Annotated in this window: 22 protein-coding genes; 16 read left to right on the top strand and 6 right to left on the bottom strand. The window is 69.3% G+C overall.

Annotated features, from left to right (window positions below; genetic code table 11):
- Positions 1 to 235 precede the first annotated feature (235 nt).
- The 3 genes from BLU81_RS32015 to BLU81_RS32000 all read right to left on the bottom strand — a co-directional run bounded on the left by BLU81_RS32015 (position 236) and on the right by BLU81_RS32000 (position 6,936).
- A complete protein-coding gene (locus BLU81_RS32015) occupies positions 236 to 2,089 on the bottom strand; it encodes a DEAD/DEAH box helicase (RefSeq protein ID WP_231953609.1) in 1,854 nt (617 codons plus the stop codon).
- 277 nt (positions 2,090 to 2,366) lie between these two features.
- Entirely contained in the window at positions 2,367 to 2,675 is a 309-nt protein-coding gene (locus BLU81_RS32010; RefSeq protein WP_157751858.1) for a hypothetical protein, read from the bottom strand.
- A 2,563-nt stretch (positions 2,676 to 5,238) separates the two neighbouring features.
- Positions 5,239 to 6,936, bottom strand: a complete 1,698-nt coding sequence (locus tag BLU81_RS32000; protein WP_092549686.1) for a C40 family peptidase — start codon at positions 6,934 to 6,936, stop codon at positions 5,239 to 5,241.
- 164 nt (positions 6,937 to 7,100) lie between these two features.
- Between BLU81_RS32000 and BLU81_RS31995 the strand changes: the two genes are divergently transcribed.
- From BLU81_RS31995 to fliQ, 9 genes are all read left to right on the top strand, one after another.
- A complete protein-coding gene (locus BLU81_RS31995; protein WP_092549684.1) occupies positions 7,101 to 7,736 on the top strand; it encodes a hypothetical protein in 636 nt (211 codons plus the stop codon).
- 22 nt (positions 7,737 to 7,758) lie between these two features.
- Complete coding sequence (locus BLU81_RS31990; protein WP_092549681.1) at positions 7,759 to 8,169, top strand: hypothetical protein; 411 nt, start codon at positions 7,759 to 7,761, stop codon at positions 8,167 to 8,169.
- Between the two features lie 11 nt (positions 8,170 to 8,180).
- On the top strand, positions 8,181 to 8,495 hold the full coding sequence (locus BLU81_RS31985) for a DUF4229 domain-containing protein (protein WP_092549678.1): 315 nt from the start codon (positions 8,181 to 8,183) through the stop codon (positions 8,493 to 8,495).
- A gap of 64 nt (positions 8,496 to 8,559) precedes the next feature.
- The gene (locus tag BLU81_RS31980; protein WP_092549675.1) at positions 8,560 to 8,889 is read left to right on the top strand and encodes a PadR family transcriptional regulator; all 330 of its coding nucleotides are present in this window, start codon (positions 8,560 to 8,562) and stop codon (positions 8,887 to 8,889) included.
- Entirely contained in the window at positions 8,886 to 9,530 is a 645-nt protein-coding gene (gene lepB / locus BLU81_RS31975) for a signal peptidase I (RefSeq protein WP_092549672.1), read from the top strand. The genes BLU81_RS31980 and lepB overlap by 4 nt, the downstream gene beginning before the upstream one ends.
- 295 nt (positions 9,531 to 9,825) lie before the next feature.
- Positions 9,826 to 10,749 carry an ABC transporter substrate-binding protein gene (locus BLU81_RS31970; RefSeq protein WP_092549669.1) on the top strand — a complete coding sequence of 308 codons (924 nt, stop codon included), beginning with the start codon at positions 9,826 to 9,828 and terminating at the stop codon, positions 10,747 to 10,749.
- Entirely contained in the window at positions 10,746 to 11,795 is a 1,050-nt protein-coding gene (locus BLU81_RS31965; protein ID WP_092549666.1) for a FecCD family ABC transporter permease, read from the top strand. Before BLU81_RS31970 ends, BLU81_RS31965 begins: the two co-directional genes overlap by 4 nt.
- The gene (locus tag BLU81_RS31960; protein ID WP_373873284.1) at positions 11,792 to 12,562 is read left to right on the top strand and encodes an ABC transporter ATP-binding protein; all 771 of its coding nucleotides are present in this window, start codon (positions 11,792 to 11,794) and stop codon (positions 12,560 to 12,562) included. Before BLU81_RS31965 ends, BLU81_RS31960 begins: the two co-directional genes overlap by 4 nt.
- A gap of 67 nt (positions 12,563 to 12,629) precedes the next feature.
- Positions 12,630 to 12,899: a flagellar biosynthesis protein FliQ gene (fliQ, locus tag BLU81_RS31955; RefSeq protein ID WP_092549663.1), complete on the top strand. Its 270-nt coding sequence runs from the start codon at positions 12,630 to 12,632 to the stop codon at positions 12,897 to 12,899.
- 184 nt (positions 12,900 to 13,083) lie between these two features.
- On the opposite strand, the gene BLU81_RS31950 is transcribed toward fliQ, so the two are convergent.
- A complete protein-coding gene (locus tag BLU81_RS31950; protein ID WP_092549659.1) occupies positions 13,084 to 13,845 on the bottom strand; it encodes a VOC family protein in 762 nt (253 codons plus the stop codon).
- A gap of 141 nt (positions 13,846 to 13,986) precedes the next feature.
- Here BLU81_RS31950 and BLU81_RS31945 point away from each other — a divergent pair, with 141 nt between their 5' ends.
- Together BLU81_RS31945 and BLU81_RS31940 are read left to right on the top strand one after the other, a co-directional pair.
- The gene (locus BLU81_RS31945) at positions 13,987 to 14,703 is read left to right on the top strand and encodes an SDR family NAD(P)-dependent oxidoreductase (protein ID WP_092549656.1); all 717 of its coding nucleotides are present in this window, start codon (positions 13,987 to 13,989) and stop codon (positions 14,701 to 14,703) included.
- Positions 14,704 to 14,720: 17 nt separating this feature from the next.
- Positions 14,721 to 15,146, top strand: coding sequence for a GNAT family N-acetyltransferase (locus BLU81_RS31940; RefSeq protein WP_092549653.1), 426 nt, complete (start codon positions 14,721 to 14,723; stop codon positions 15,144 to 15,146).
- Between the two features lie 57 nt (positions 15,147 to 15,203).
- Here the strand turns inward: BLU81_RS31940 and BLU81_RS31935 are convergent, their stop codons facing one another.
- Positions 15,204 to 16,076: an LLM class flavin-dependent oxidoreductase gene (locus tag BLU81_RS31935; protein WP_092549649.1), complete on the bottom strand. Its 873-nt coding sequence runs from the start codon at positions 16,074 to 16,076 to the stop codon at positions 15,204 to 15,206.
- A complete protein-coding gene (locus BLU81_RS31930) occupies positions 16,076 to 18,082 on the bottom strand; it encodes a HelD family protein (protein ID WP_092549646.1) in 2,007 nt (668 codons plus the stop codon). The genes BLU81_RS31935 and BLU81_RS31930 overlap by 1 nt, the downstream gene beginning before the upstream one ends.
- Positions 18,083 to 18,344: 262 nt before the next feature.
- Between BLU81_RS31930 and BLU81_RS31925 the strand changes: the two genes are divergently transcribed.
- The 5 genes from BLU81_RS31925 to BLU81_RS31905 all read left to right on the top strand — a co-directional run bounded on the left by BLU81_RS31925 (position 18,345) and on the right by BLU81_RS31905 (position 23,029).
- On the top strand, positions 18,345 to 18,680 hold the full coding sequence (locus BLU81_RS31925) for a helix-turn-helix domain-containing protein (RefSeq protein ID WP_407923874.1): 336 nt from the start codon (positions 18,345 to 18,347) through the stop codon (positions 18,678 to 18,680).
- A gap of 44 nt (positions 18,681 to 18,724) precedes the next feature.
- Positions 18,725 to 19,282 (top strand): helix-turn-helix domain-containing protein, encoded by a 558-nt coding sequence (locus BLU81_RS31920; protein ID WP_092549643.1) that lies wholly within the window; start codon positions 18,725 to 18,727, stop codon positions 19,280 to 19,282.
- Positions 19,283 to 19,327: 45 nt separating this feature from the next.
- A complete protein-coding gene (locus BLU81_RS31915; RefSeq protein WP_092549640.1) occupies positions 19,328 to 20,566 on the top strand; it encodes an MFS transporter in 1,239 nt (412 codons plus the stop codon).
- Positions 20,563 to 21,414, top strand: a complete 852-nt coding sequence (locus BLU81_RS31910) for a menaquinone biosynthetic enzyme MqnA/MqnD family protein (protein WP_092549637.1) — start codon at positions 20,563 to 20,565, stop codon at positions 21,412 to 21,414. The genes BLU81_RS31915 and BLU81_RS31910 overlap by 4 nt, the downstream gene beginning before the upstream one ends.
- 85 nt (positions 21,415 to 21,499) lie before the next feature.
- Positions 21,500 to 23,029, top strand: a complete 1,530-nt coding sequence (locus BLU81_RS31905; protein WP_157751857.1) for a COG1361 family protein — start codon at positions 21,500 to 21,502, stop codon at positions 23,027 to 23,029.

Raw genomic sequence — 23,029 nt, 5'->3', positions numbered from 1 at the left:
CACCCCCAGCCGCCGTGCCACGGTCCAGGCGTCATCCGCGCCTCGGGCCCGGCCGCTGAAAGTCTCCGGCCGCCGCTTTCCGGCGCGTGCCACTCGCGGCCTGGAAAACGGGCGAAGCCCCGATCCGCTGTCACGCGGGTCGGGGCTTCGCCTTCGACTGTTGGATCAGTAGCTACCAGCTGGCGTCTCCGGTTACCGGATCAGTAGCTGCTCGCTGACGTCTCCGAGTACTCGATCAGTAGCTGCGCGCCGGGCGGGGCGTGCCCTGACGGCCGCTCGGGCCCTCGCGACGGTCGGCGGTTCCGAACGTGCGCTGGCCTTCGGTGCGGTGGCTGTCCCGGCGCTGGCCGGTCGGCCGGTCACCGAACGTGCGCTGCGGCCGGTCACCGAACGAACGCTGACCCCGGTCACCCGTCGCGTTGCGGTCACCGTAGGAACGGTCACCCTGCGGCCGGTCTCCGTAGGAGCTCTGCGGCCGGTCGCTGTAGGAACGCTGCGGCCGGTCACCCTGCGGGCGGTCGCCGTAGGAGCCCTGCGGACGGTCGCCCTGCGGGCGGTCACCGTACGAAGAACGCTGCGGGCGGTCGCCCTGGGGACGGTCGCCGAACGAGCCCTGCGGGCGGTCGCCGTAGGAACGCTGCGGCCGGTCACCCTGGGGACGGTCACCGAACGAACGCTCGTTGCGGTCGCCGTAGCCACGCTGGGGACGGTCACCGTACGACCGCTGCGGGCGGTCGCCACGGGGCCGGTCGCCGAAGCGACGCGCGCCACCGGAACGCTCACGACGAGCCTCCGGCTCCTCGATCACCGGGATGCCACTGGGCTCACGGGCACCGGTGACCTCGGCCAGCTTCTCGTCGCCCAGACGGACGCGGAACTCGCCCGGGGTGACACCGGCCTTCGTCAGCATCGCCTGGGTGGTGCGGCGCTGCTTCGGCAGAACCAGCGTCACGACCGAGCCGGACTCACCGGCACGAGCCGTACGGCCGGCGCGGTGCAGGTAGTCCTTCGGGTCCTTCGGCGGGTCCACGTGCATGACCAGCGAGATGCCGTCGACGTGGATGCCACGGGCCGCCACGTCCGTGGCGACCAGGACGTTCGTCCGGCCTTCCTTGAACTCGGCGAGCGTGCGGGTGCGGACCCGCTGCGTCTTGCCACCGTGCAGGGCACCGGACCGGACACCGACCGCCGCGAGCTGCTCGACCAGCCGGTCGACGCCCATCTGGGTGCGGGCGAAGACGATGGTCTTGCCCTCCCGGTTGGCGATCCACGAGGTGATCGGGAACTTGTCCGCCGGCGGGATCAGCAGCATGTGGTGTTCCATGGTGGACACGCTGGCCTCGGCCGGAGCCGTGGAGTGCGTCACCGGGTCGTTCATGAACCGCTTGACCAGGGTGTCGACGTCACCGTCCAGAGTGGCCGAGAAGAGCAGCCGCTGGGCGTTCGCCGGAGTCTTGGACAGCAGATCGGTGACCTCGGGCAGGAAGCCCATGTCGGCCATCTGGTCGGCCTCGTCGAGGACGGTCACCTCGACGTCGTCGAGCCGGCAGGCGCCCCGCTCGATCAGGTCGGCGAGCCGGCCCGGAGTGGCGACGATCACCTCGACGCCGCGACGCAGCGCGTCCATCTGACGGTCGTAGGGAACCCCGCCGACCGCGGTCTTCAGGAAGACGCCGACGGCCCGGCCCACCGGCATCAGCGAGTCGGCGACCTGCATCGCCAGCTCGCGGGTGGGGACCAGGATCAGAGCCTTGGGGTAGTGCGGGCGAGCCCGGCCACCCTTGGAGCAACGAGTCAGAACCGGGAGGCCGAAGGCGAGCGTCTTGCCCGAACCGGTCTGGCCACGGCCCAGGACGTCCCGGCCGGCCAGCGCGTCCGGAACGGTCGCGGCCTGGATCTCGAACGGGGTGGTGATGCCCTCACGGGTCAGAACGCGGACGATCTCGGGCGGGAGGCCGAGGTCGGCGAAAGTGATAGCCGCGGGAGTGTCCGACGTCTCGGTGACGGTCGTCTCAGGGGCTTCGATCTCGGGGGTGTCGCTGTTGTCGATGACGGACGGGAACGTGCTGGAATCAGCGAAAGTGGTCAAGAGAACCTCTCTACGGGGGCGCATGCTCGCGAATGGCCCGCCGCGGTCACTGTCGACCGCCCGCTGAAATGCCCGCAAGAACGCCCATGGCATGCACCGGTTGGGCACGCCGCGTCAATAACTACCATCAGTGTACGGGTGAACGTTGAAACCGCCGACCGCATTCCGGTCGGGTAGTGGGCCTACTCACCCCAGAGCTCAACCTCGCCAGCTTAGATGGTCGAAGCCCCGGCGGGCAAAACGCCAGGACCTCGACCCGCTGTCGGACCTCTGTCAGTTACGTCAGACCACCCAGGAAATCGGTGAAGGCGTCACCCGCTGTGAACACGAAGATCAGACTCACCGTGACGAGCAGCCCCAGCACCACGAGCATGGCGACAACCACTTTCAGGTTACTGCGGCGTTGCTCAGTCGGCGCGTCATACCAGCCCTGAGCCAGGATGTGCCCGGTCAGCGAACCCGAATTCTCCACCGGGTCGATGTTGACCGGCATCGTCGTGTCGATCGCCGGATACCCGCCGGTGCTGTAGACCGTGCCACCCACCTGCCCACGCTGCTGCGGCACACCACCCGAGGTGGGATTCACCGGAGTGGTCGGATTCTGAGACGGATAAGTCGACCCGGCCGGAGCCTGAGCCGGGTACGACGTCCCCGCTGAAGCCTGTGACGGATACGACGTGCCGCTGGAAGCCTGAGACGGATACGGCGTCCCCGTCGAGGCCTGCGACGGATACGGAGATCCGGACTGAGCCTGAGCCGGGTACGGAGACCCGCTCGGGTAAGGATTTCCGGCAGAGACCGGCTGGGTCATCTCGATGTTCTCCGGCGCAGACGGGAAGCCCCGATAAGGCGTTCCGCGGGGAGCGCTCTGTGGGGCCGGTGGCAATCCTGCCGAAGCAGCACTGGGCGGCAGGGTATAGCTGGGCAGCCCACTCCCGCCACCCCCGATCCCCGAAGCAGGCGAAACAGCCGGCGGAACCGGCCCAGACCCCGACGAAACCGGTTTCGGCCCCGGCCCCGAAGGAGCCGGCGTCTGCCCAGGAGCAGTCGACCTCTGCCCCGCAGTAAGCGGCGCCGGATTGGCCACTGGCCCGTGCGGTACTGGGCTAGATCCCAATCCCGGCTTCAATCCCGGCTTCAATCCCGGCTTCAGTCCCGGCGGAACCGGACTCGGCCCCGGCGGGACTGGGCTCGGTCCTGGTCCTGGCGGGACTGGGCTCGGTCCTGGTCCTGGCGGGACAGGGCTCGGACCTGGTCCTGGCGGTACCGGACTTGGTGGCGTCGGACCCGGCACCGGGGGAACCGGGCCGGGTGCGGGCGACGGCGTGGGGAACGGGGTCGGAGGCTTCGGCAACGGCGTCGGCGGCTGAACCGGGCCAGGCCGAATCGGTTCCGGCCGTGATGGACGCGGGTCTGCCGGTTTCGGCGGCGTGGGCCGGGCCGGCGCAGGAAGCGGCTCGCCCGGCTCAGGCTTCTCCGGCGTGCCGGGTTCAGCAGGCTTCGGTTCCGCCGGAGCGGCCTCGCCCGGCTTGGGGCCGGAGGGCTCCGGTTTCGACTCGGGCTTCCGGGACTCCGGTCCACTCGGCTTCAAGTCACCGGACTCTGCCTGAGCCGATTTCGCCTGAACAGATTGCGGCTCGCCCGCCTTCTTCGACTCGGCAAGCTTCGGCTCGCCCGGCGTCTCCGGTCCGGAAGCCTTCAGTGCGCCTGGCTTCAGCTCGCCTGGCTTCGCAGGTTCGGAGGCTTTCGGGTTGTCTGTCTTCCCAGGTTCGGCGCCGGAGACATCTCCGCGTGGACCATCCACGCCACCCGGACGAGGCGACGAGCCGTAGACGGTCGACTGCCCACCCACCCGCGCTGCAGCGGATACGCCGCCGCCCTCAGCCTTGGCCACCCCGGGCACCGAGGCCCGAGCCGCACCAGAACCAGGAACAGCCGAGATAGGCCGCACCGACGCCCCACCACTCGGCGCCACCGAAACCGGCCGCGCTGAACCGGCCGCGGAACCGGTGGAAGAAGAGCCGGAGACGGGGACCGCTGAGACCGGCTTGGCCGAACCGACCGCGGGTGCGGACGAGACGGGCTTTGCGGCTTCGGTCGTGGAGGCAGGCGAAACCGGTGTGGGCGTCGCGGTGCCGTAGACAGCCGGCGCCGGAGAAACGGGTGCGGAACTGCCGGAAGTCTGGCTACTCGGAACAGCCGGGCTGGGCGCTGCAGACACGGGGGCCGCGGAGACAGGGGCTGCGGGCGCCGGGGCGGGCGATGTCGGAGCTGCGGAAACCGGAGCTGCGGACGTCGGGGCGGGCGATGGTGGCGTTGCCGAATCCGGGGGCGTCGAGACTGGGGCCGCGGAAACCGGGGCCGAAGCGCTTACCCGGAAGGCCGGCGAGCCGGACTCAGGGGTCGTGTCGGAGGGTTTCGGAGTGGGTGTGTCGGACGCTGGTGCTCCCGAAACAGGAGCCCCGGAAACGGGCACACCGGAGACGGGAGCTCCGGAAACAGGGACCCCAGAGACGGGTGCGCTGGAGACAGGCGCGCTAGAGACGGCCGTGTCAGATTTAGGTGCGCCGGAGACAGGTGCGCCGGAGGCGGGAGTGTCGGAGACGGGAACTCCAGAGGCAGGTGCGCCGGAAGTAGGTGCTTCCGGAACCGGGGTGTCAGACAAGGACCCGCCGGAGACAGGCACAGCGGAGACAGGCACAGCGGAAACCGGCGCGGCGGAAACGGGTGCGGCGGAAACGGGTGCGGATGATGTGGGGCCGGTGGAAGGGGGCGTGCCGGGGCCCGGCTTTGTGGGCGCGGGCGCGTCAGCGATGGCTTTGCTGGCGCTGGCTGCCGGCGGGGCGGGAGTGGCCCAGAGGGCTCCCGGTGCGGGTGGGGGTGGGGGTGCGTACCCCTCGGGGTCTTTTGCGGGCGGCCGCGCAGCGGGCGGCGTTCCGATCTCGCCGTCCCTGGTCGCGTGCTGCTCGTCCATGGGTCCTCCCGACCACCGCTGCCGACGCTCGGACGTCGGGCGCTGACCTTAACCGTGCCACATCAGCCGGTGTGAACACACCCGGCATCTGAGTCACCTGTCGCGCGACGACAGTCCAGTGCGCAACTCGCCCTTTCGGGGCAATTTTTGGGGGGTGTATTACCTGATTACCGGACTAATCGTCACTGGACGCGCTGGCGGAGGCGTCGGACTTCGAGGCTGTTTCCGATGCGGTAGCCGTTGACGACGATGAGTCGGACGACGATGAACCGGTGGACTTCGTGGCCGATGTGGACGCTGTCGCGGACGAACCGGTCTCGTCGGGGGTGGGGGTCGGCTCCGGCTGGAGCGACGACTGAGTCACCGCCGGCGAGGGCGAGGTCGAAACCGACGGCGAGGGCGAGGCCGAGGGGGACGGCGAGGCCGAGGGGGACGGCGAGGCCGAGGGGGACGGCGAGGTGGAGGTCGACGGGGACGGCGAGGTGGAGCCCGACGGCGAGGTGGAGCCCGACGGCGACGGGGACGTCGACGGCGATTTCGACGGCGACGTTGAGGTCGACGGGGACGGGCTGTTCGACGGCTTGGTCGTGGTCTTGCTCGGGCTCGGCGTCGTGGCCGGTTCGTCGGGGTCGGGGGAGCCGAGGTCGGGCGTCTCGGTCTCGCCCTCGATCGAGCCGTAGACCCGGGTGGCCGCGAAGAGGCGGCTCCACCGGACCGGCGTGAGCCGCACGTTGAGGCCGGTACGCGGGGCCTCGACCATCATGCCCTCGCCCGCGTACATCGCGACGTGGTGAATGCCGGTCCAGCTGCTGGAGGAGCTGAAGAACAGCAGGTCGCCGGGGAGCAGTGAGTAGCGCGAGACGGTCCGGTCGCGGGTTTGGTAGTACTGATCGCGGGAGACCCGGACCAGCGGGTAACCGACTGAGCGGTAGGCGGCGTACATCAGGCCGGAGCAGTCGTACTGATCCGGGCCCTCTTCGGACCAGACGTACGGATCGCCGCGCTGGGCCAGGGCGAACTGGAGCGCCCGGACAGATTTCGGGTCGGAGCCGCGCCCGGCGTCCGAGCCGGCCAGGATGTCCTGACCGAGCTGCTGGTCGGCGGCGGTGGCTCTGCTCTCGGCTGCGGTGATCTCGTCGCGGTGCGCGTCCTCATACGCCTTCTGGGTCGCCTGCCTCGTGGCCAGGCTGGTGTTGAGGTTGGTCCACTGCGCGACCAGGCCGGCATAGCGGTTGTTGGCGTTGAGGTGGTCCGTGACGGCGGTCCGGACGGCGTCCTCGGCGGCGATCACCCGGCGGGCGCTGGCCTCGTAGGGGGCGGCGTCGCCGCGCTGCATACGGGCGAGCGCGCCGAGTTCGAGCAGGCCGGTGTCGAGAGCGCCGGGCGGTAGTGCGGCGGCCTGCTGCATGGTCTCGGCCGCGGCGGCTTCCGCCTGCTCGCGGGCCTGAGTGACGGCCAGCTGGGTCTCGCTGACCCGCTGCGACGCGGTGGTGAGCTGGGTCTGGGCGAGGTCGCGGTCCTGGCCGACGCGGATCAGCTGGTCACCCAGGGCGGCGATCTCGGCGCGGCCCTTCTCCACTTTCAGGATCACCGGGCTGGCGGTGACACCGGGCGTGGTCAGGGTCGTGGTGGTCGGCGTCGTGGTGGTGGCCGGGCTGCCGGGCAGGACCAGGCTGCCGGTCTGGGTGGGACGCGCGCCGGTGTTGGGGACGGCAGTGATGCCGGGTGCGGTGCCCGGATCGGCCATCGCCGGGATCGGCTGGAAGAGCGTGGCGATCGCCGCTGCCACCGCCGCCGACAGGACCAGGGGACGCAACCGGAAACGCCTGCGGCGCCCGCGTTGCGGTGATCCGTGCCGCGAACCCTTGGCCATGATCTCCCCGTCCGCGTCGGCGTGGACCGTCGCTAGTCGTTCCTAAAGGTTCATACCGCAAGCGGCGTACCGATGTCGATCGAATCAAGGTGAAAGTACGCTGAGAACTATTCGCATGAACGGTGCCGCAGGTCACTCGAGGGAGGCGACGTACCCTCGTGCCTATGGATGCTGGGTTGAAGCGTGCGCTGGAAGCGAAGGTTTACGCGGGTGAACGGCTGACCCGTGAGGACGGCGTCGCGCTGTTCGCCTCCGACGACCTCGCCTGGCTCGGCCGCCTGGCACACCACAAGCGCACCGAGGCGAACGGCGACCGCGTGACGTTCGGCGGTGAGACCACCGGAAGAGCCGAGATGTCGTACGAGCCGGGCGACGACCCGCAGCAGCGGGTCGACCACGTGCTGAGTCTGCGCGAGCGCCAGGACGAGACGGGCGAGTTCACGGCTTTCGCCCCGCTGAGCCCGAGCGGCCCGGCCGACTCACTGAAGACGTTCGCGGTGTCCCGCCTGCTCTTCGACAACGTGCCGCACGTGACCTGCGCCTGGACCGTGCACGGCTTGTCGGTGTCCCAGCTCGCACTGAACTTCGGCGCCGACGATCTGGCCGGCCCGGTGACGACGGAGAAGCCCGAGGATCTGGTCGGTCCGGTGGCGGAGAAGCACGACGATCTTCTGCACCTGATCTGGGACGCGGGTTTCCGGCCGGTCGAGCGGGACGCTCGTTATCAGGTCATACGGGAATACGAGAAGGCGTCGTCGCTGGCCGAGCGACGGAGCGAGCCCCAGAAGATCTGGGCCTGAGACCCCACGGACGGTGACGTCGATGACCCAGCTCAACAAAGACGCGACCGGTCGCCTGGCGACCTTCGGTGACCTGCTGGGCTCGGCTTTCGCCGGACTCGCGGCCGGTACGGCGGTTCTGCTGATCTTCGAAGCGGTGATGGCGCTGACCGGGCTCGGCGAGTTCGGTGAGTCGAACGGCTGGCTGATCCTGATCCTGCCGGTCTGGCTCTTCGTCGAGGAGTTCCGGGCCGAGGGCTTCGGCGCACACCGGATCATGGTGGCCGGTCTGGCCGCCGGGTTCGGGGTCGCGATGGGGATGTCGGTGGCGGGTGTGGTGGCCGGGGTCGCTCCGGCGTTGGTCAGCGGCGGCTCCGGCGCCCTGACCGGTACGGTCGTGTACTGCCTGGTCTGGTTCTACGGCCTGCGGTGGCTCAGCCATCGGTCGGGCTGAGGGAGAAACTAATGAAGCCCGCCGTCAAGTACACGCTCGGCCGTCTCGGACTGTTCCTGGCCGTCTTTCTGGCGCTGTTCCTGACACCGCTGAACATCCTGGTCAAGGCGATGGTCGCGTTCGTCGCCGCGTCCGGTCTCTCGTTCATCCTGCTCCGCGGTTGGCGGGACGACATGGCCGAGCAACTGGGTGAGATCTCGGCCCGCCGGTCGGCGGAGAAGGACCGGCTGCGTTCGGCGCTCGCCGGTGACGAGCAGGCGGCCGCCGACGGTGACCGGGTGGCCGCCGCCGACATCGCGGAGCACCCGAAGCGCGCCGACGTCTGAGTGCAGCCCGGCATCGATGCCGGACTCTTGACAACTCATAAGTCGAGTTATGTAGAGTTTCGACATGCCGAGGACGTCACACGCCTCACCGCAGACCTTGCGGCTTTTCGAGGCACTGCTGAAAGAGCCCACCACCCGCCGGTACGGCTACGACCTGAGCCGCGAGACCGGCCTGGCCTCCGGGACGCTCTATCCGATCCTGATGCGCCTGACCGAGCAGGGCCTGCTCGATGCCGACTGGGAGCCGTCCGACCAGCCAGGCCGCCCACCCCGGCACCTCTACCGGCTGACCGGCGACGGTGTCGCGCTGGCCAAGGTCCGGCTGTCCGACGCGGCTGCCAAGGCGGCGACGTCCGGCCGGGCCGCGAGCATCGCGAGGGTGAGGCCGGCATGAGGCGGGTGGCCCATCGGGTGCTGCGGATCGTGGTGCGCGGTCGCCGGGAGCGGGGCGGGCCGTGGGGTGAGGCGGTGCTGGCCGAGTTCGATCAGGCGGCCACAACCGGGGCGGCGATGCGCTGGGCAGCCGGCGGGATGCGGGTGGCCATCCGGGAGCGGTACGTCGCGCGTCCGGCCCCCTATCGCCTGGCCGCCGCGGCCCTCGTCGTGATCGTGGCGGCGCCGTTCCTGCTCGGGGTGCGCTTCGTGCCGAGCGGCGGGATGGAGCCGACCCTGGCGATCGGGAGTGATCACCTCATCGACCGGGTGGCGTTCCGGGCGACCGGCATCGATCGCGGCGACATCGTCGCTTTCGCGGCCCCGGGCACGCCGCCGGGCTCCTTCGAGACGATGCGCCGTGTCATCGGCCTGCCCGGCGACCGCATCGAGTGCCGGGAGGGCCGGGTGCTGCGCGACGGCGTGGCCCTGAACGAGCCGTACCTTCCGCCGGAGGCTGAGGTGATCGGCACCGAGTGCGCCGCGGTGACCGTTCCGGACGGCGCGATCTACGTGCTCGCCGACAACCGTGAAGTGGCCGACGACTCCCGCCACTGGGGCACGATCGCCGCGGACGCGATATCCGGCCGCATGATCGTCTGAAAACCCGGCGTGGTGACTTGAGGTGCGGATCGCGCCCCAAGTCACCACGCCAGGAAAGTCGCCAGGCTGAAAAGGCCGCTGTGGGTTAGCGTTTTCCCGACCGCGTCCTCAGCGAAGCCGGTGCGAAACCGGAGCTGTCCCGCAACTGTGATGCCCCCACGGGGGTTAGCCAGGTCGCCTGGGGCCGGTCGCGATCAAGCGTTCCCGTGGAGGGGCGCCTCGCGGGCGGCGGCCACGGCGGCCCTGTCGGCGAAGTACCAGGCGAAGTCTCGGATGCCCGGCCGACAGGAGGACCATGAAACGCCTGCTCACCGCCGCTGTGGCGGCCACCGCACTGCTTCTCACCGGATGCGCGGGCAGCAAGCCCGAACCGGCTGTCACCGCGTCCGGTTCCGGATTGACGTACCCGGTGACGGTCGGCGCCGTGACGCTCACCGCCCAGCCGGCGAAGATCGTCTCGCTGAGCCCGACGGCCACCGAGATGCTCTATGCGATCGGCGCCGGCCCGCAGGTCACCGCGGTCGACGACCAGTCGAACTTCCCGGCCGACGCGCCGAAGACCGACCTGTCCGGGTTCAAGCCGAACGCCGAGGCGATCGCGGCGAAGGATCCGGATCTGGTGGTGCTCTCCGGCGACGCCGACGGCATCGTGGCCCAGCTCGGCAAGCTGTCGATCCCGGTCTTCGTGTCGCCGGCCGCGGCCGATCTCGACGACACCTATCAGGGCATCACCGATCTGGGCATGCTCACCGGGCACCAGGCCGAGGCCGGTGCGCTGAACGAGCGGATGGCCGCCGACATCGACAAGATCGTCAAGTCGGTGCCGGCCCGGAGCACGCCGCTCAGTTACTACTACGAGTTGGGCCCGGACCTCTACTCGGCCACATCGAAGACCTTCATCGGCTCGGTTCTGGGCCTCTTCGGCATGACGAACATCGCGGACGCCGCCGACCCGGCCGGCAAGCTCGGCGGTTATCCACAGCTCTCCCAGGAGGCCCTGGTCACGGCGAACCCGGACACCATCTTCCTGGCCGACACCAAGTGCTGCCAGCAGTCCGTCGCCACGGTCCAGGCCCGGGCCGGCTGGGCGTCGGTGACCGCGGTGTCGAAGGGGCAGATCTACCCGCTCGACGACGACATCGCCTCGCGCTGGGGTCCCCGTACCGTCGATCTGGTCCAGGTCGTCGCCGACGCGCTGGCCAAGGTCCCGGCGACATGATCGTTCGCCGGCCCGCCGGACTGCGCCCGGCATGGCTGGCGGCGGCACTCGCGGTGGTCCTGGCCGCGACGATCATGGGGTTGGCGTTCGGTTCGGTGCCGCTGCCACCGGGCGGTGTCGCGGTGGAGATGTTCAATCTGGTTCCCGGCGTACGCCTGGACAGTGGCCTGTCCGACCGTGAGGTCGACATCCTGACGCAGCTCCGGCTGCCCCGTGTCGTCCTGGGCCTGATCGTCGGCGCGATGCTGGCCCTGGCCGGTGCCGCCTACCAGGGTGCGTTCCGTAACTCGCTGGCCGACCCGCACCTGCTCGGGGTGGCCTCCGGTGCGGGTCTGGGGGTGACCGCGGTCATCGTTCTGCAAGCGGGCGACGGCATGACCGAGCTGCCGATCGGGGTGCCGATGGCCGCGTTCGCCGGTGCGGTCGGGGCGGTGGCGCTGACCTGGCTGCTCGGTGCCGCGGGTGGGCGGGACCGGTCACCGGCCACGTTGATCCTGGCCGGGGTGGCGGTGTCGGCGTTCCTGTCCGCGGTGCAGACGTTCCTGCTGCAACGGCACGTCGAGTCGTTGCGCGAGGTGTACTCGTGGCTGCTCGGCCGACTGTCCACGGCCGGGTGGCACGACGTGCAGCTTGTCCTGCCGTACGCGCTGGTCACGGGTTTGATCGTGCTCTCCCAGCGTCGCGAACTGGACGTGCTGACCGTTGGGGACGCCGAGGCGGCGAGTCTGGGGCTGCATCCGCAGCGCAGCCGGTACGTGCTGATCATCGCGGCCTCACTGGGCACCGCGGCGGCAGTGAGCGTCTCCGGGCTGATCGGTTTTGTCGGGATCATCGTGCCGCACACACTGCGATTGCTGGCCGGTCCGGGCAACCGGGCGCTGCTGCCGCTGTCGGTGCTGTTCGGTGCGGCGTTCCTGGCCCTGACCGACCTGCTGGCCCGGACCGCCGGTGGTGACGCGGAGATCCCGATCGGGGTGGTCACCGCAGTGCTCGGGGCCCCCTTCTTCATCCTGGTGCTGCGAACCAGCCGGGTGGCCCCGGAGTGACCGCGATCGAGGTGGCCGGGCTGACCGTGCGGTTGGGCGGGACGCTGATCGTCGACGGTGTCGATCTGGACGTGGCCGAGGGCGAGTGGGTGACCGTCATCGGGCCGAACGGGGCCGGCAAGTCCACCGCGCTGCGGGCGATCGCCGGGCTGCTCCCGGCCGGTGGGACGATCCGCTGGCACGGCCGGGCGATCGGTGAGCTGAAGCGGCGGGAACGGGCCCGGACGGTCGCCGTCATGCTGCAGTCACCGGTGATCCCACCCGCGGTCCGGGTCTTCGACTACGTGCTGCTCGGCCGTACTCCGTACGTACCGCCGCTGGGTCGTGAATCGGCGGCCGACCTGGCGGCCGCCGACGAAGCCCTCGCCGCGCTCGACCTCGTGCCGTTCGCCATGCGCCGCCTGGACACGCTCTCCGGCGGTGAGCGGCAGCGGGTCTTCCTGGCCCGCGCGCTCGCCCAGGGTGCCGGGATCCTGCTGCTCGACGAGCCGACCAGCGCCCTCGACATCGGTCACCAGCAGGAGGTTCTGGAGCTGATCGACGGGCTGCGCGCGCAACGCGGACTGACCGTGCTGGCGACCATGCACGACCTGACGACCGCGGGGGAGTACGCCGACCGGATGGTCCTGCTCGCGGGTGGCCGGACGGTCGCCGCCGGAACGCCCGCCGAGGTGCTGACCGCGGGGAACCTGGCCACGTATTACCGGGTCAAGGTGCGGATCGTCCCGGGTGATCATGGGCCGCTGGTGGTGGCGGTCCGGGGCTGAGGCGGAACGAACCGAATTGCAACCGTTCCGTACTACGGGAAACAACCGGGCGCCCGAAGGGAAAGGTATGACGGACGCCAAGGTTATGGAGATCGCCACGCTGGCCATGACCGTCGCCGCGAAGATGGCGGCCCCGGTCCTGCTGACCGCACTCGGGATCGGGTTTGTCGTCTCGCTGTTCCAGTCGGTGACCCAGATCCAGGAAGCCACGCTCTCCTTCGTGCCGAAAGCGGTGGGTATCGGCGCGGTGCTGCTGCTCACCGGCAACTGGATGCTCCGCGAGATGATGACGTTCACGGTCCAGCTCTTCGAGAAGATCCCCAGCCTGCTGAGCTGATCCCCACGTCGAAAGGCCGCTCCGACCGGAGCGGCCTTTCACTGTCGGGACTCAGGAACCGGTGTAGAGCAGGCGGTTCGGGGAGCCGGTGGTCGGTGAGACGGGTCGCATGGGTTCCTCCATAGTCCCGGCGTCCGATCTGGACGCTTGCCGAGAACGCTAGAGAGCAACCCTTGATTGACGATCAACGATGTTTGTGCAGTATCGCGAACGACGCGCCCTGTGGATCGGCGAGAACCGCGTACCGGGCTCCGGGGATCGTCGTCGGCGGATGCAGGAGCCGGCCGCCCAACTGGACCGCGTGATCGACGGCCCCGTCACAGTCACCGACCGCGAAATGGATCTGCCAGTGCGGCGGCAGATCGACCGGCCAGTTGTCACCGGCCATCAACTGGAAACCGGCCACCGGCGCCTGCTCCAGCTCGCAGAGCAGATAGGGCAGGCCGCCGATCCGGGTCCGCCGGAACTGCCAGCCGAACACCGCGCCGTAGAACCCCGCCGCACCCTCCAGATCGCGGGTGTTCAACTCGCTCCACGTCAGGGCACCCGGAATGCCGAAGACCTCGGCGCCCCGCATCGCCCGCGGCTCCCAGACACTGAACGGCGCTCCCGCCGGATCGAGGAACGCCGCCATCCGGCCCTGATCCCCGACGTCGAACGGCGGCACCAGCACCGTGCCGTACGCCGCCTCGACCCACCCGGCCACCGCGTCCGCGTCGGACGCCGAGAAATAGGTGCTCCACGCGCTGACCTGGCCCTCCCCGAAGAGCGGCCCGGCTCCCGCCACCGGCAGCCCGTTCAGCAGGAACGTCGTGTAACCACCGAGTTCGTCCCCGGAGATCTCCGCGGTCCAGCCGAACAGCTCGGTGTAGAAACGGATCGCGTCATCAAGATCGGCGGTGGCCAGATCCACCCAGTTGGGCACGCCGGGCGAAGCAACGGTCATGCTCGGATGGTGGCACCCGGACGCCAGTGGCCGGACCGAACTGTCAATCTTCTACCCGAACCGCCGACCCGATCTTCACCGATGCCCACGTCCGAAAAGGATCGTCCGCCTCGTCCCGAAGCGCTCTCTAGGATCCCAGGGATGAGGAAAGTCGCGCTGGTCACGGGGTCGGTATCGGGGATCGGGGCGGCCACCGCCCGGCGGCTGGCCGCGGACGGGATGACCGTGGCGGTGCACTCGAAGTCCAGCCGGGTGGCCGGTGAGGAACTGGCCGGAGAGATCGGCGGCTCCTACCACCAGGCGGATCTCGGCGACGACGCCGCGGCGGCCGGGCTGGTGCCGGCCGTGCTGGACCGGCACGGCCGGCTCGATGTGCTGGTCAACAACGCGGGGATCAGCTGGCCGGTTCCGCACGCCGAACTGGGTGGGCTCACCGCTGACGACTGGCGGCGGCTGCTCGACGTGAACCTGATCGCGCCCTGGCTGCTGTGCACCGCGGCACTGCCGGCGTTGCGCGAGTCCGGCGGGTGCGTCGTCAACGTGACGAGTCATGCCGGGGTGCGGCCGAAGGGGAGTTCGATCGCCTATGCCGCCAGCAAGGCCGCGCTCAACCACGTGACGAAACTGCTGGCCGCCGCCCTCGGGCCGGACGTCCGGGTCAACGCGGTCGCACCCGGGCTGGTCGACACCCCGATGACGGCCGGGTGGACCGCCGCCCAGGAACTGTGGCGGACCGCCAGCCCGATGCGCCGGGCCGCCCAGCCGTCCGATGTGGCCGACCTGATCGCGATGCTGATCGGGCACACCTACCTGACCGGCGAGGTGATCCTTCTCGACGGCGGCCTCAATCTGCGCTGAGGTCCTAGGTTGGTGCCATGGGTGACTTGATCTTGCGGGCCGCGGTGGTGACGGAACTCCCGGCGGTCCTGGAGTTCTGGCAGTCGGCGGCGGAGAACGACAGCCGGCCGGTGGACACCGACGACGCGATCCGGGCGCTGCACCGGCGAGATCCCGAGGCGCTGATCCTGGCCGTCGACGGTGCCGAGATCGTCGGCACGGTCATCGCGGGCTGGGACGGCTGGCGCTGCCACCTCTACCGGCTGGCGGTGGCACCACGGCGTCGCCGGGAGGGGATCGGTGGGCGGTTGGTCGCGGCCGCCGAAGAGCGTTTCAGGACTTTCGGCGGTACGCGAGCCGACGCCATGGTCCTCGACGGCAACACCGTGGCGCACGGAATCTGGGCAGCCCACGGGTACCACCCGCAGGACCACTGGTCCCGCTGGGTGAAGCCCTTGACCTGACCGGTACGGCCCGAAAGTTATCCACAGCCTCCTCGGTGAGGCTGTGGATAACCCTGATCAGGCTTTTCGGCCCAGGGCCTTGAGGGCGGCCAGCGCCTGACCGAGGTGGTCGTCGCCGAACGGGCGCAGCACCACGGTGTCGGAGCCGACGCCGGTCAGAATCTGGATCTTGGCGGGGACCTCGGAAGCCGGGCCGATCAGCCCGAACACCTCGTCGACCGGGACCCCGAGGAATCCGGCCTGCCCCGCCAGAGCCGTCTGCCGGATCTTGGCGGCCGCCTCCGGATCCTCCTCCACGTGCAGGAACGCGAAGTTGATGATCTCGTGGTCGTCGCCGGCGCCACCGCTGCGGATGACCGCGATGGTTTCGGTGATCTGTTCCGGACTCAGGCCCTCGACGATGATGGTGCCGTCCGCGACCCGGCCGGACAGTGCCAGCCCCTTCGGTTTCACCACACCCGTGACGACCGGCGGGACCACTGTCGGCGGATGCACCAGCTTCACGCCGTCGAGGTGCACCTCACGGCCGTCCAGGGTGACCGTCTCGCCCTTGAGCAGGCCGCGGATCGCGACGACGGTCTCCTCCAGCAGGGACAGCGGAGACTTCGGGTAAACGCCGGCCTGCTTCATCCAGCCGGGCACCCCGTGACCGATTCCGGCAACGATCCGTCCGGGGTGGATCCGGGCCAGGGTGGCGATCTCCATGGCGAACAGGGTCGGGTTGCGCAGCGGGGCGGGAGCGATGCCGATACCGACCCGCAGCCGGGTGGTGGCGGCCAAGGCCACGGCGGCGGCGCTGACCCCACCGTTCCAGCCGAGGTCCTCCACCACCCACAGGTCGTCGGCTCCGGCCTCGTCGAGGGCGGCGGCGAAGGCGGGGAGTTCTTCGGGGGCGCGATTGCAGTCGAACATGAACCCGATACGAGGCATCACGGAAGCGTAAGCGCTTCCGGAAGGGCTTTCGAATGCAATACCGAAAGGCGGGTGACCGCGCGGGTGAGCACCACGTACAAGCGGTTCAGGCCCTTCGGCTCGGCGGCCACGATGTCCGCCGGCTCGTGCACGATGACATGGTCGTACTCCAGGCCCTTGACCATCGTCGCCGGAACGACCCGGACGCGCGCCGGATTGTCGACGTCGTCGGGCGTCGCGTGCCCGATCTCCGCCGCGTCCAGGTGACCGCGGAGCCGCTCCACCGCGGTGTCGGCCGCGATGACCGCTACTGATCCCTCGTGCACCAGGGCGGCCGTCACCTCGGCGACCGTCCGCTGATCCAGGTCGGCGGGATCCGCCACGTCGAGGACGGTGAGCTCGCCGTCCCGGCGCAGCGAGACGGCCTCCGGCACGTTCACCCCGAGCGCCGGCAGGAGGCGGTTGGCCAGGGCCACCACAGCTTCCGGTACGCGGAAACCAACGGTCAGCGGAACCACCGCCGCATCCGGTTTACCCAGATGCACGAGGATGTCCCGCCAGTCGGTGGTGGCCCACGGCGCGGTGCCCTGCGCCAGGTCGCCGAGCAGCGTGATCGACCCGTGCTCGCTGCGCCGGGCGATCGCGCGCGCCTGCATGGGGGACAGATCCTGCGCCTCGTCGACGACCACGTGACCGAAACTGGTCTCCCGTTCGAGCAGCCCGGCAGCCTCGTCGATCAGCACCAGATCGGCCGTGCTGAACTTCGCCGACTTCACCGACTTCGGTGGCTTCACCCAGCGGATCGCCTCCTGCTCGGCCTCGGTGAGCAGATCGCCGGCGGCCGACGGATCGGTCAGCAGGTCCACCACCAGGGACTCCGGGGTGACCGCCGGCCAGCACGACTCCAGGAAACCGGCGACCGGGGCGATCCGGCTCATCCGGCGCAGCCAGGAGTCGTTCGGGGAGTTGCCGGTGCGGTACTCCGACTGGAGTTGCAGCAGGTTGACCACCCGGGCCCGCACCCGTTCCCGGCCGGTCGCGTAGGGCAGCCCCTCCCGGCGGGCCTCGTCGAGGATGCGGTGCAAGGGCTGCAAATCGATACGCCAGCGGTACGAACCGTCCGACACCATGATCGGCTCGGTCGGCCCGGTGATCCGGCTCCACAGTGTCCGATGCAGGACCTCGGCCATCCGTACGTCATGTTTGATCGCCGTGACCTCGGCCGGATCAACCGCCTTGACCACCGCCCGGCCCACCAGGTCATCCAGCGTCGACTGTTGCACCTCCACCTCACCCAGAGTGGGCAGCACCGCCGAGATGTAGGACAGGAAAGCCGTGTTCGGGCCGACGATCAGCACCTTCGACTTACGCAGCCGCTCCCGGTGCAGATAGAGCAGGTAGGCGGCCCGGTGCAGGCCCACCGCGGTCTTACCGGTGCCGGGCGCGCCCTGCACACAGATCGACTCGGACAGGTCGGCCCGGACCAGTTCGTCCTGCTCCGGCTGGATGGTCGCGACGATGTCCCGCATCGGGCCGACACGCGGCCGTTCGATCTCCGACGTCAGAATCCGCGAACTGGTGCCCAGCTCCTCGCCACGGTCCAGGTGCTCGTCCTCGAAACTGGTCAGTTCGCCCTTGACGAACCCGAACCGGCGCCGCGTCGCCACCCCCTGCGGGTCCCGCACGCTGGCCCGGTAGAACGAGCGGGACAACGGCGCCCGCCAGTCCAGCACCATCGGCTCCCCGGCGTCGTCGGTGACATGCCGGCGGCCCACGTGGTACGGGCTCTCGTCGATGTCCAGCCGCCCGAAGAACAACGGGGTATCCGGGTCGTCGGCCAACTCCTTGACCCGGCGGGCCATGTGCCGGCCCAACTGTTCGGCGGTGTAGGCGTCACCGGCGACCCGGTCACCGGTGGAGAAGAGTTCTTGGGCGCGGTTCCGCATCCGGCGCAGCGCGGCCCGGGAACTCTCCAGATGGGTACGTTCGGCGGCGAGTTCGGTGTCCAGATCAGTGATGGGCACAGGGTCGTCCTCGGTTCACAGCGATCGAGGTCGCTCGCGTATCCGCAGGGCGTTTAGGCCACCCCACGGCGCGGTGGACGCCCGCTGCGGTGCATTCTCACCACGGCCGTCAAGCGGCCCTCCACACTACGCCGTTCCCCCGTTAGGTCTACCCATTTTTGCTACAGCCTCCCGCGTGGGTTAAGGATATTGTTAAGTTCATGGGGAGGCTTCGTAGTGCAGTGGGAGATCAACATGACCCGGCAGGTCGAGGAGTTCCTCGATGGGTTGTGGGCGTCTGATGGGAACAAAGCGTTGGCGAGACACGGATCACCTTGATCGGGCCATCAGCACTGCTGGCGGTGTCGAGAAGTTCGAAGCCGGTGTCGAGCGGATACTCGATGAAGCGCGCGGCTGGCGGCTTGTCGAGCTGCGTAAGCGCCGTGAGATGACGCAGGAGCAGGTCGCCGAGCGGATGGGTGTCTCGGTGGCCAGGGTTTCGCAGATCGAGGCCGGTTCGGTCTCCACCCAGGACGTACTGGCGCGCTACATCAGCGCATTGGGTGGGACTTTGAAGCTCATCGCCGACTTCGGTGACGAGCAGTTGAAGGTCGCCTGAGATCTGCTGGAAAGGTCCGGGCCGGGCTGGCCGAGAATGGGGGGATGGCGGAACGGATCAGCGATGCGCGGACCATGCGGGCTCTGGCGCATCCGGCTCGGATCGAGATCATCGACCATCTGACGGCCACCGGGGAGTCGGTGACCGCGACCGAGTGTGCTGAGCTGGTCGGGCTGTCGCCCAGTGCGACCAGCTATCACCTGCGGGAGCTGGCGAAGTACGGCCTGGTCGAGCATGCTCCGGGCCGCGGCGACGGGCGGGAGCGACGGTGGCAGGCGGTGAACGCCACGCTCTCCTTCGCCGCGGATACCGACGCCCCCGACTCGATGGCGGCCGAGCACGCCCTCGTCGACCTCTACCTGAGCCGGGACCGGGCTCGTATCCAGGAATGGATGAGCCGGCAGGCCACCGAACCGGAACTGTGGCGTGAGGCCAGCGCGCTGATGGGCCAGCAGATCCTGGTCACCGCCGAGGAGTTGACCGAGCTCAACCAGAAGGTGCGGGCGCTGACGGAGGTCTACCGGCTACGGGACCGGCGTGGTTCGGCCCCGGACGGGGCGCGTCATGTGGTCGTTCAGTACGTGGCTTTTCCCAAGGAGTGACTGACGGGGTTGCATCGAGCAGATGCGAAGGATTACTTTCGAAGTATGTCCTTCACATCTGCCGGGTCGCGCTGGGCTGACGTCTATCTGGTGGCCGCCGGCCGGGGGATCTCGATCTGTGGTGAACTCCTCGCCGCCACCACCCTGGCCCTCGTGCTCCAGTCGGCGGGCCACGGCGGGTTCGCCGTCGCTGGGCTGCTGCTCGCGGCCACCCTGCCGATCGCGCTGCTCGCACCCTTCTCCGGGCGGCTCGCGGACCGTGCCGACAGCCGTACCCTCCTGGTCGTGATCGGTGTGGCGCAGGCCGCGATCTGCGCGGTCCTGGCCTTCGCCACCCACCCGGTGTTGATCGTCGCCCTGGTCGCGGCCCTGGCCGCCGGTCTGTCGATCACCCAGCCGACGCTCGCCGCGCTGGTGCCGCGGATGGTGCGGCCGGCGGACTTCCCCAAGGCCAGTGGCATCGTGCAGAGCGCCGGTCAGATCGGCATGCTGGCCGCGCCCGCGCTGGCCGGAGTGCTGATCGGGCAGACCGGGCAGCGCGGGCCGCTGCTGATCGGTGCGGTCAGCTACCTGTCCCTCGTCGCGATCGGCCTGCTGCTGCGCACCCGGCGACACGGGGCGACCGAGAAGGATCAGCAGGCGGCAGCCCCGTTCCGGCTGTGGGACGACCGGACGCTGACCGTCATGACGATCGCGGTCGCGTCCGTGGTGGCCGGAGTGAGTGCGATCAACGTCTTCGACATCTTTTTCGTACGGGAGACCCTCGGCGCCTCGACCACGGTCTACGGCCTGGTCTCCGCGTCGTGGTCGGCGGGAATGCTGCTCGGCAGCCCACTCGGCAGCCGCATCCCGGAACACCGGCGCACCGTCGGTACCGTGCTCGCGCTTCTCGGCGCCGCGTGCCTGGCCGTGCTGATCGGCGGCGCGACCGCCGGTTCCGCCTGGGTGCTGATCCCGTTCTGGGTGGCCGGCGGCTTCTTCAACGGTCTGCTCAACGTCAGCACCAACGTGCTGATCGTCAGCCGGGTGCGGCCCGAAGCGCACGGTCGCGCGTTCTCCGTCTACGGCGCGTCGGTGCAGGCCGCGGGCATCGTCGGGTTCTTCGTGGCCGGGCCGCTGGTCGAGTTCTTCGATCCGCGGGTGCTGGTGGCCGGTGCCGGGGCGGCCGGGCTGCTGGCCGCGCTGGCGTGTGTGCCGCTGATCCGGGGCGAGGTGCGATCTCAGACACGGACGGCTCCCGCGACCAGCATGCGGGACGAGATCGGGGATAACGTCGCATCATGAACGACAGCGTCCGTCGGCCCCGGGTCGGGCACATCCAGTTCCTCAACTGTCTGCCGATCTACTGGGGGCTGATGCGCTCGGGCGCCCTGCTCGACGTCGACCTGCACAAGGACACCCCGGAGCGGCTCAGCGCCAGCCTCGTCGCCGGTGACCTGGACATCGGGCCGATCACTCTCGTCGAGTACCTGCGGCACGCCGACGAGCTGCTTCTACTGCCCGATCTGGCGGTCGGCAGCGACGGTCCGGTGCTGTCGGTCAACCTGGTGTCCACCCGGCCGCCGGCCGAGCTGGACGGGCGGCCGGTCGCTCTCGGTTCGACGTCCCGGACCGGGGTGATGCTGGCCCAGATGCTGCTGAGCGAGAGGTACGGCGCCGAGCCGGAGTATTTCCGCTGCCCACCCGACCTGTCCCAGATGCTGCTGGAGGCCGACGCCGGAGTGCTGATCGGTGACGTGGCACTCCGCGCGATGTATGAGGCGCCCGGCAACGGCCTTCAGGTGATCGACCTGGCCGAGGCGTGGAAGGAATGGACCGGCCTGCCGATGGTCTTCGCGGTGTGGGCGGTTCGCCGTGACTTCGCGGCCGCGCACCCGGGACTGGTCAAGGACGTGCACGAGGCGTTCCAGCGCTCCCGCGACCTGTGCCTGGACCATCTGGACGAGGTGGCCGAGGCGGCGGCCCGCTGGGAACCGTTCGACGCGGCGACGCTTGCCAACTATTTCCGGGCTCTCGACTTCTCGCTGGGGGAACGCCAGATCGCCGGTGTCCGGGAATTCGCCCGGCGTGCGGCGAATCGTGGCGAAGTGCCGCCTCTTCCCGCTGACGGTCCCCGGTTCGCCGACGTTTGATCTTCTCTTCGGGTGATCTCCTCTTTGTTTGATCTCTGGAACCGCGCGTCTTACGATCCTCGGACTTTCTCTGAGTTCGAAATCGGTGACCATGCGTCTGCGCGCTTTTCTCAGCCGTCTCGCCCTGACCACGGCGGCTTCCGGGTTGGCCCTTAACGGCCTCGCTCTGCCTGCTCAGGCCGCTGATGAGCAGGATTTCGCTTATGTAGCGATTCTCGCTCCGGAAACGGTGACCGTCATCAACGGTCAGGCAAAGACGGTCAAATTCGACCTTTACAACATCAGCGATACGAAAACCAATAATGTCGCCCTGAATTTCGGCACCGCAGCCCAGCCGATCCGTGCCGATCTGGGATTCGCGGCACCGGCCGACTGCGCCGGCAACACTTGTCAGCTCGGCTCCCTCAAGCCCGGCGAACGGCGCAGCGTCAAGTTCACGCTGAAGCCGGCCGCTGGCGGGACCACCGCACCGGCCGGGACGATCGCACTGTCCACGTCGGTCGCGGGCACAACAAGCGACGAGACATCAATTGCGGTGGTACGCACCGACAAAGGCGGCGTGGACCTCGAAATGGGTGACATCGCCGACCTGAAACTCAGCCCCGGCAAATCGGCGAACGTGCCGGTCGTCGTCGCCAACAGTGGCAACAAAGACGTCAAAGCGCTGGGCCTGGTCGTACTGTCCCCGTTCGGGTTGACGCCGGCGCTCGCCTACCGCAACTGTGAGAAAGCCACCGAAGAGGGCATCACCGCGATCGTCTGCGTCTTCAACGACACGCTCGCCGCGGGCGGCTCCTTCACACTGCCGTCCGCCACGCCGCTGCGGGTCAAAGTGCCCGGCAACGCCGCCGGGCCGTACGACTACCCGATCTACGTGGGTGTCGTCGGTCTCTCCGACAAGTACGTCTTCGACTTCACGAAACGGACCGCCGGTGCCGCCGGTGCCGAACTGAAGATGGAAACGATCGCGTCGACCACCGCCGAGGAGCCGGAACCGGTCGACGACCTCAACGAGGACGACAACTACACCCTCTTCTCGGTGAGCGTGCCGAAGACCAGCGCCGACAGTGCCGCAGTCGGCGGAACCTTCACCGGCGCGATCGGCACGAAAGCCTCGGTCGAGGTCGGCATGCGGAACCGCGGCCCGGCGTCGACCGTTCCGCCGGCCGTGACCTGGATCCAGTACGTCCACGTCAAACTGCCCACCGGCGTCGAACTGACCAAGTCCGACGACCGCTGCCTGCCCGGCACATCGTTCGACGACATCGACGAGTCGGTGCGGGACCTGTCCGAAGTCACCGACCTGGTGTGCCTGGTACTGGAATCAGTGCCAGCCGACAAGAAGCACCTGTTCACCCTCACCGCGGAAATCCTCGACGCGGCCGAACACAAAGCCGGCACGGTCACCGTCGACGGTGGCGTGCAGGACTCGAAAACCGGCAACAACAAGGCCGCCCTCACGGTGAAACTGACCGCCGCCGGAGGCGGAGGCGGCCTGCCGATCACCGGCGCCCCGGCCGGCCTGATCGCCGTCGGCGGCGCGGTGCTATTGCTCGCAGGCGCGATCGCCTTCCGAGCCGCCCGCCGCCGCCGAATCATCACGGTCGTCGAGTAG

The organism is Actinoplanes derwentensis (assembly GCF_900104725.1).
In the GTDB taxonomy this organism is placed as follows: Bacteria; Actinomycetota; Actinomycetes; order Mycobacteriales; family Micromonosporaceae; genus Actinoplanes; species Actinoplanes derwentensis.
This window is presented reverse-complemented; position numbering and strand designations above follow the sequence as displayed.

What these genes read in the sequence shown, in the direction of transcription:
- BLU81_RS32000 (WP_092549686.1), bottom strand. Translation starts at nt 6,936, where the DNA reads ATGGCCAAGGGTTCGCGGCACGGATCACCGCAACGCGGGCGCCGCAGG.
- BLU81_RS31995 (WP_092549684.1), top strand. Translation starts at nt 7,101, where the DNA reads ATGGATGCTGGGTTGAAGCGTGCGCTGGAAGCGAAGGTTTACGCGGGT.
- BLU81_RS31990 (WP_092549681.1), top strand. Translation starts at nt 7,759, where the DNA reads ATGACCCAGCTCAACAAAGACGCGACCGGTCGCCTGGCGACCTTCGGT.
- BLU81_RS31985 (WP_092549678.1), top strand. Translation starts at nt 8,181, where the DNA reads ATGAAGCCCGCCGTCAAGTACACGCTCGGCCGTCTCGGACTGTTCCTG.
- BLU81_RS31980 (WP_092549675.1), top strand. Translation starts at nt 8,560, where the DNA reads ATGCCGAGGACGTCACACGCCTCACCGCAGACCTTGCGGCTTTTCGAG.
- lepB (WP_092549672.1), top strand. Translation starts at nt 8,886, where the DNA reads ATGAGGCGGGTGGCCCATCGGGTGCTGCGGATCGTGGTGCGCGGTCGC.
- BLU81_RS31970 (WP_092549669.1), top strand. Translation starts at nt 9,826, where the DNA reads ATGAAACGCCTGCTCACCGCCGCTGTGGCGGCCACCGCACTGCTTCTC.
- BLU81_RS31965 (WP_092549666.1), top strand. Translation starts at nt 10,746, where the DNA reads ATGATCGTTCGCCGGCCCGCCGGACTGCGCCCGGCATGGCTGGCGGCG.
- fliQ (WP_092549663.1), top strand. Translation starts at nt 12,630, where the DNA reads ATGACGGACGCCAAGGTTATGGAGATCGCCACGCTGGCCATGACCGTC.
- BLU81_RS31950 (WP_092549659.1), bottom strand. Translation starts at nt 13,845, where the DNA reads ATGACCGTTGCTTCGCCCGGCGTGCCCAACTGGGTGGATCTGGCCACC.
- BLU81_RS31945 (WP_092549656.1), top strand. Translation starts at nt 13,987, where the DNA reads ATGAGGAAAGTCGCGCTGGTCACGGGGTCGGTATCGGGGATCGGGGCG.
- BLU81_RS31940 (WP_092549653.1), top strand. Translation starts at nt 14,721, where the DNA reads ATGGGTGACTTGATCTTGCGGGCCGCGGTGGTGACGGAACTCCCGGCG.
- BLU81_RS31935 (WP_092549649.1), bottom strand. Translation starts at nt 16,076, where the DNA reads ATGCCTCGTATCGGGTTCATGTTCGACTGCAATCGCGCCCCCGAAGAA.
- BLU81_RS31925 (WP_407923874.1), top strand. Translation starts at nt 18,345, where the DNA reads ATGGGTTGTGGGCGTCTGATGGGAACAAAGCGTTGGCGAGACACGGAT.
- BLU81_RS31920 (WP_092549643.1), top strand. Translation starts at nt 18,725, where the DNA reads ATGGCGGAACGGATCAGCGATGCGCGGACCATGCGGGCTCTGGCGCAT.
- BLU81_RS31915 (WP_092549640.1), top strand. Translation starts at nt 19,328, where the DNA reads ATGTCCTTCACATCTGCCGGGTCGCGCTGGGCTGACGTCTATCTGGTG.
- BLU81_RS31910 (WP_092549637.1), top strand. Translation starts at nt 20,563, where the DNA reads ATGAACGACAGCGTCCGTCGGCCCCGGGTCGGGCACATCCAGTTCCTC.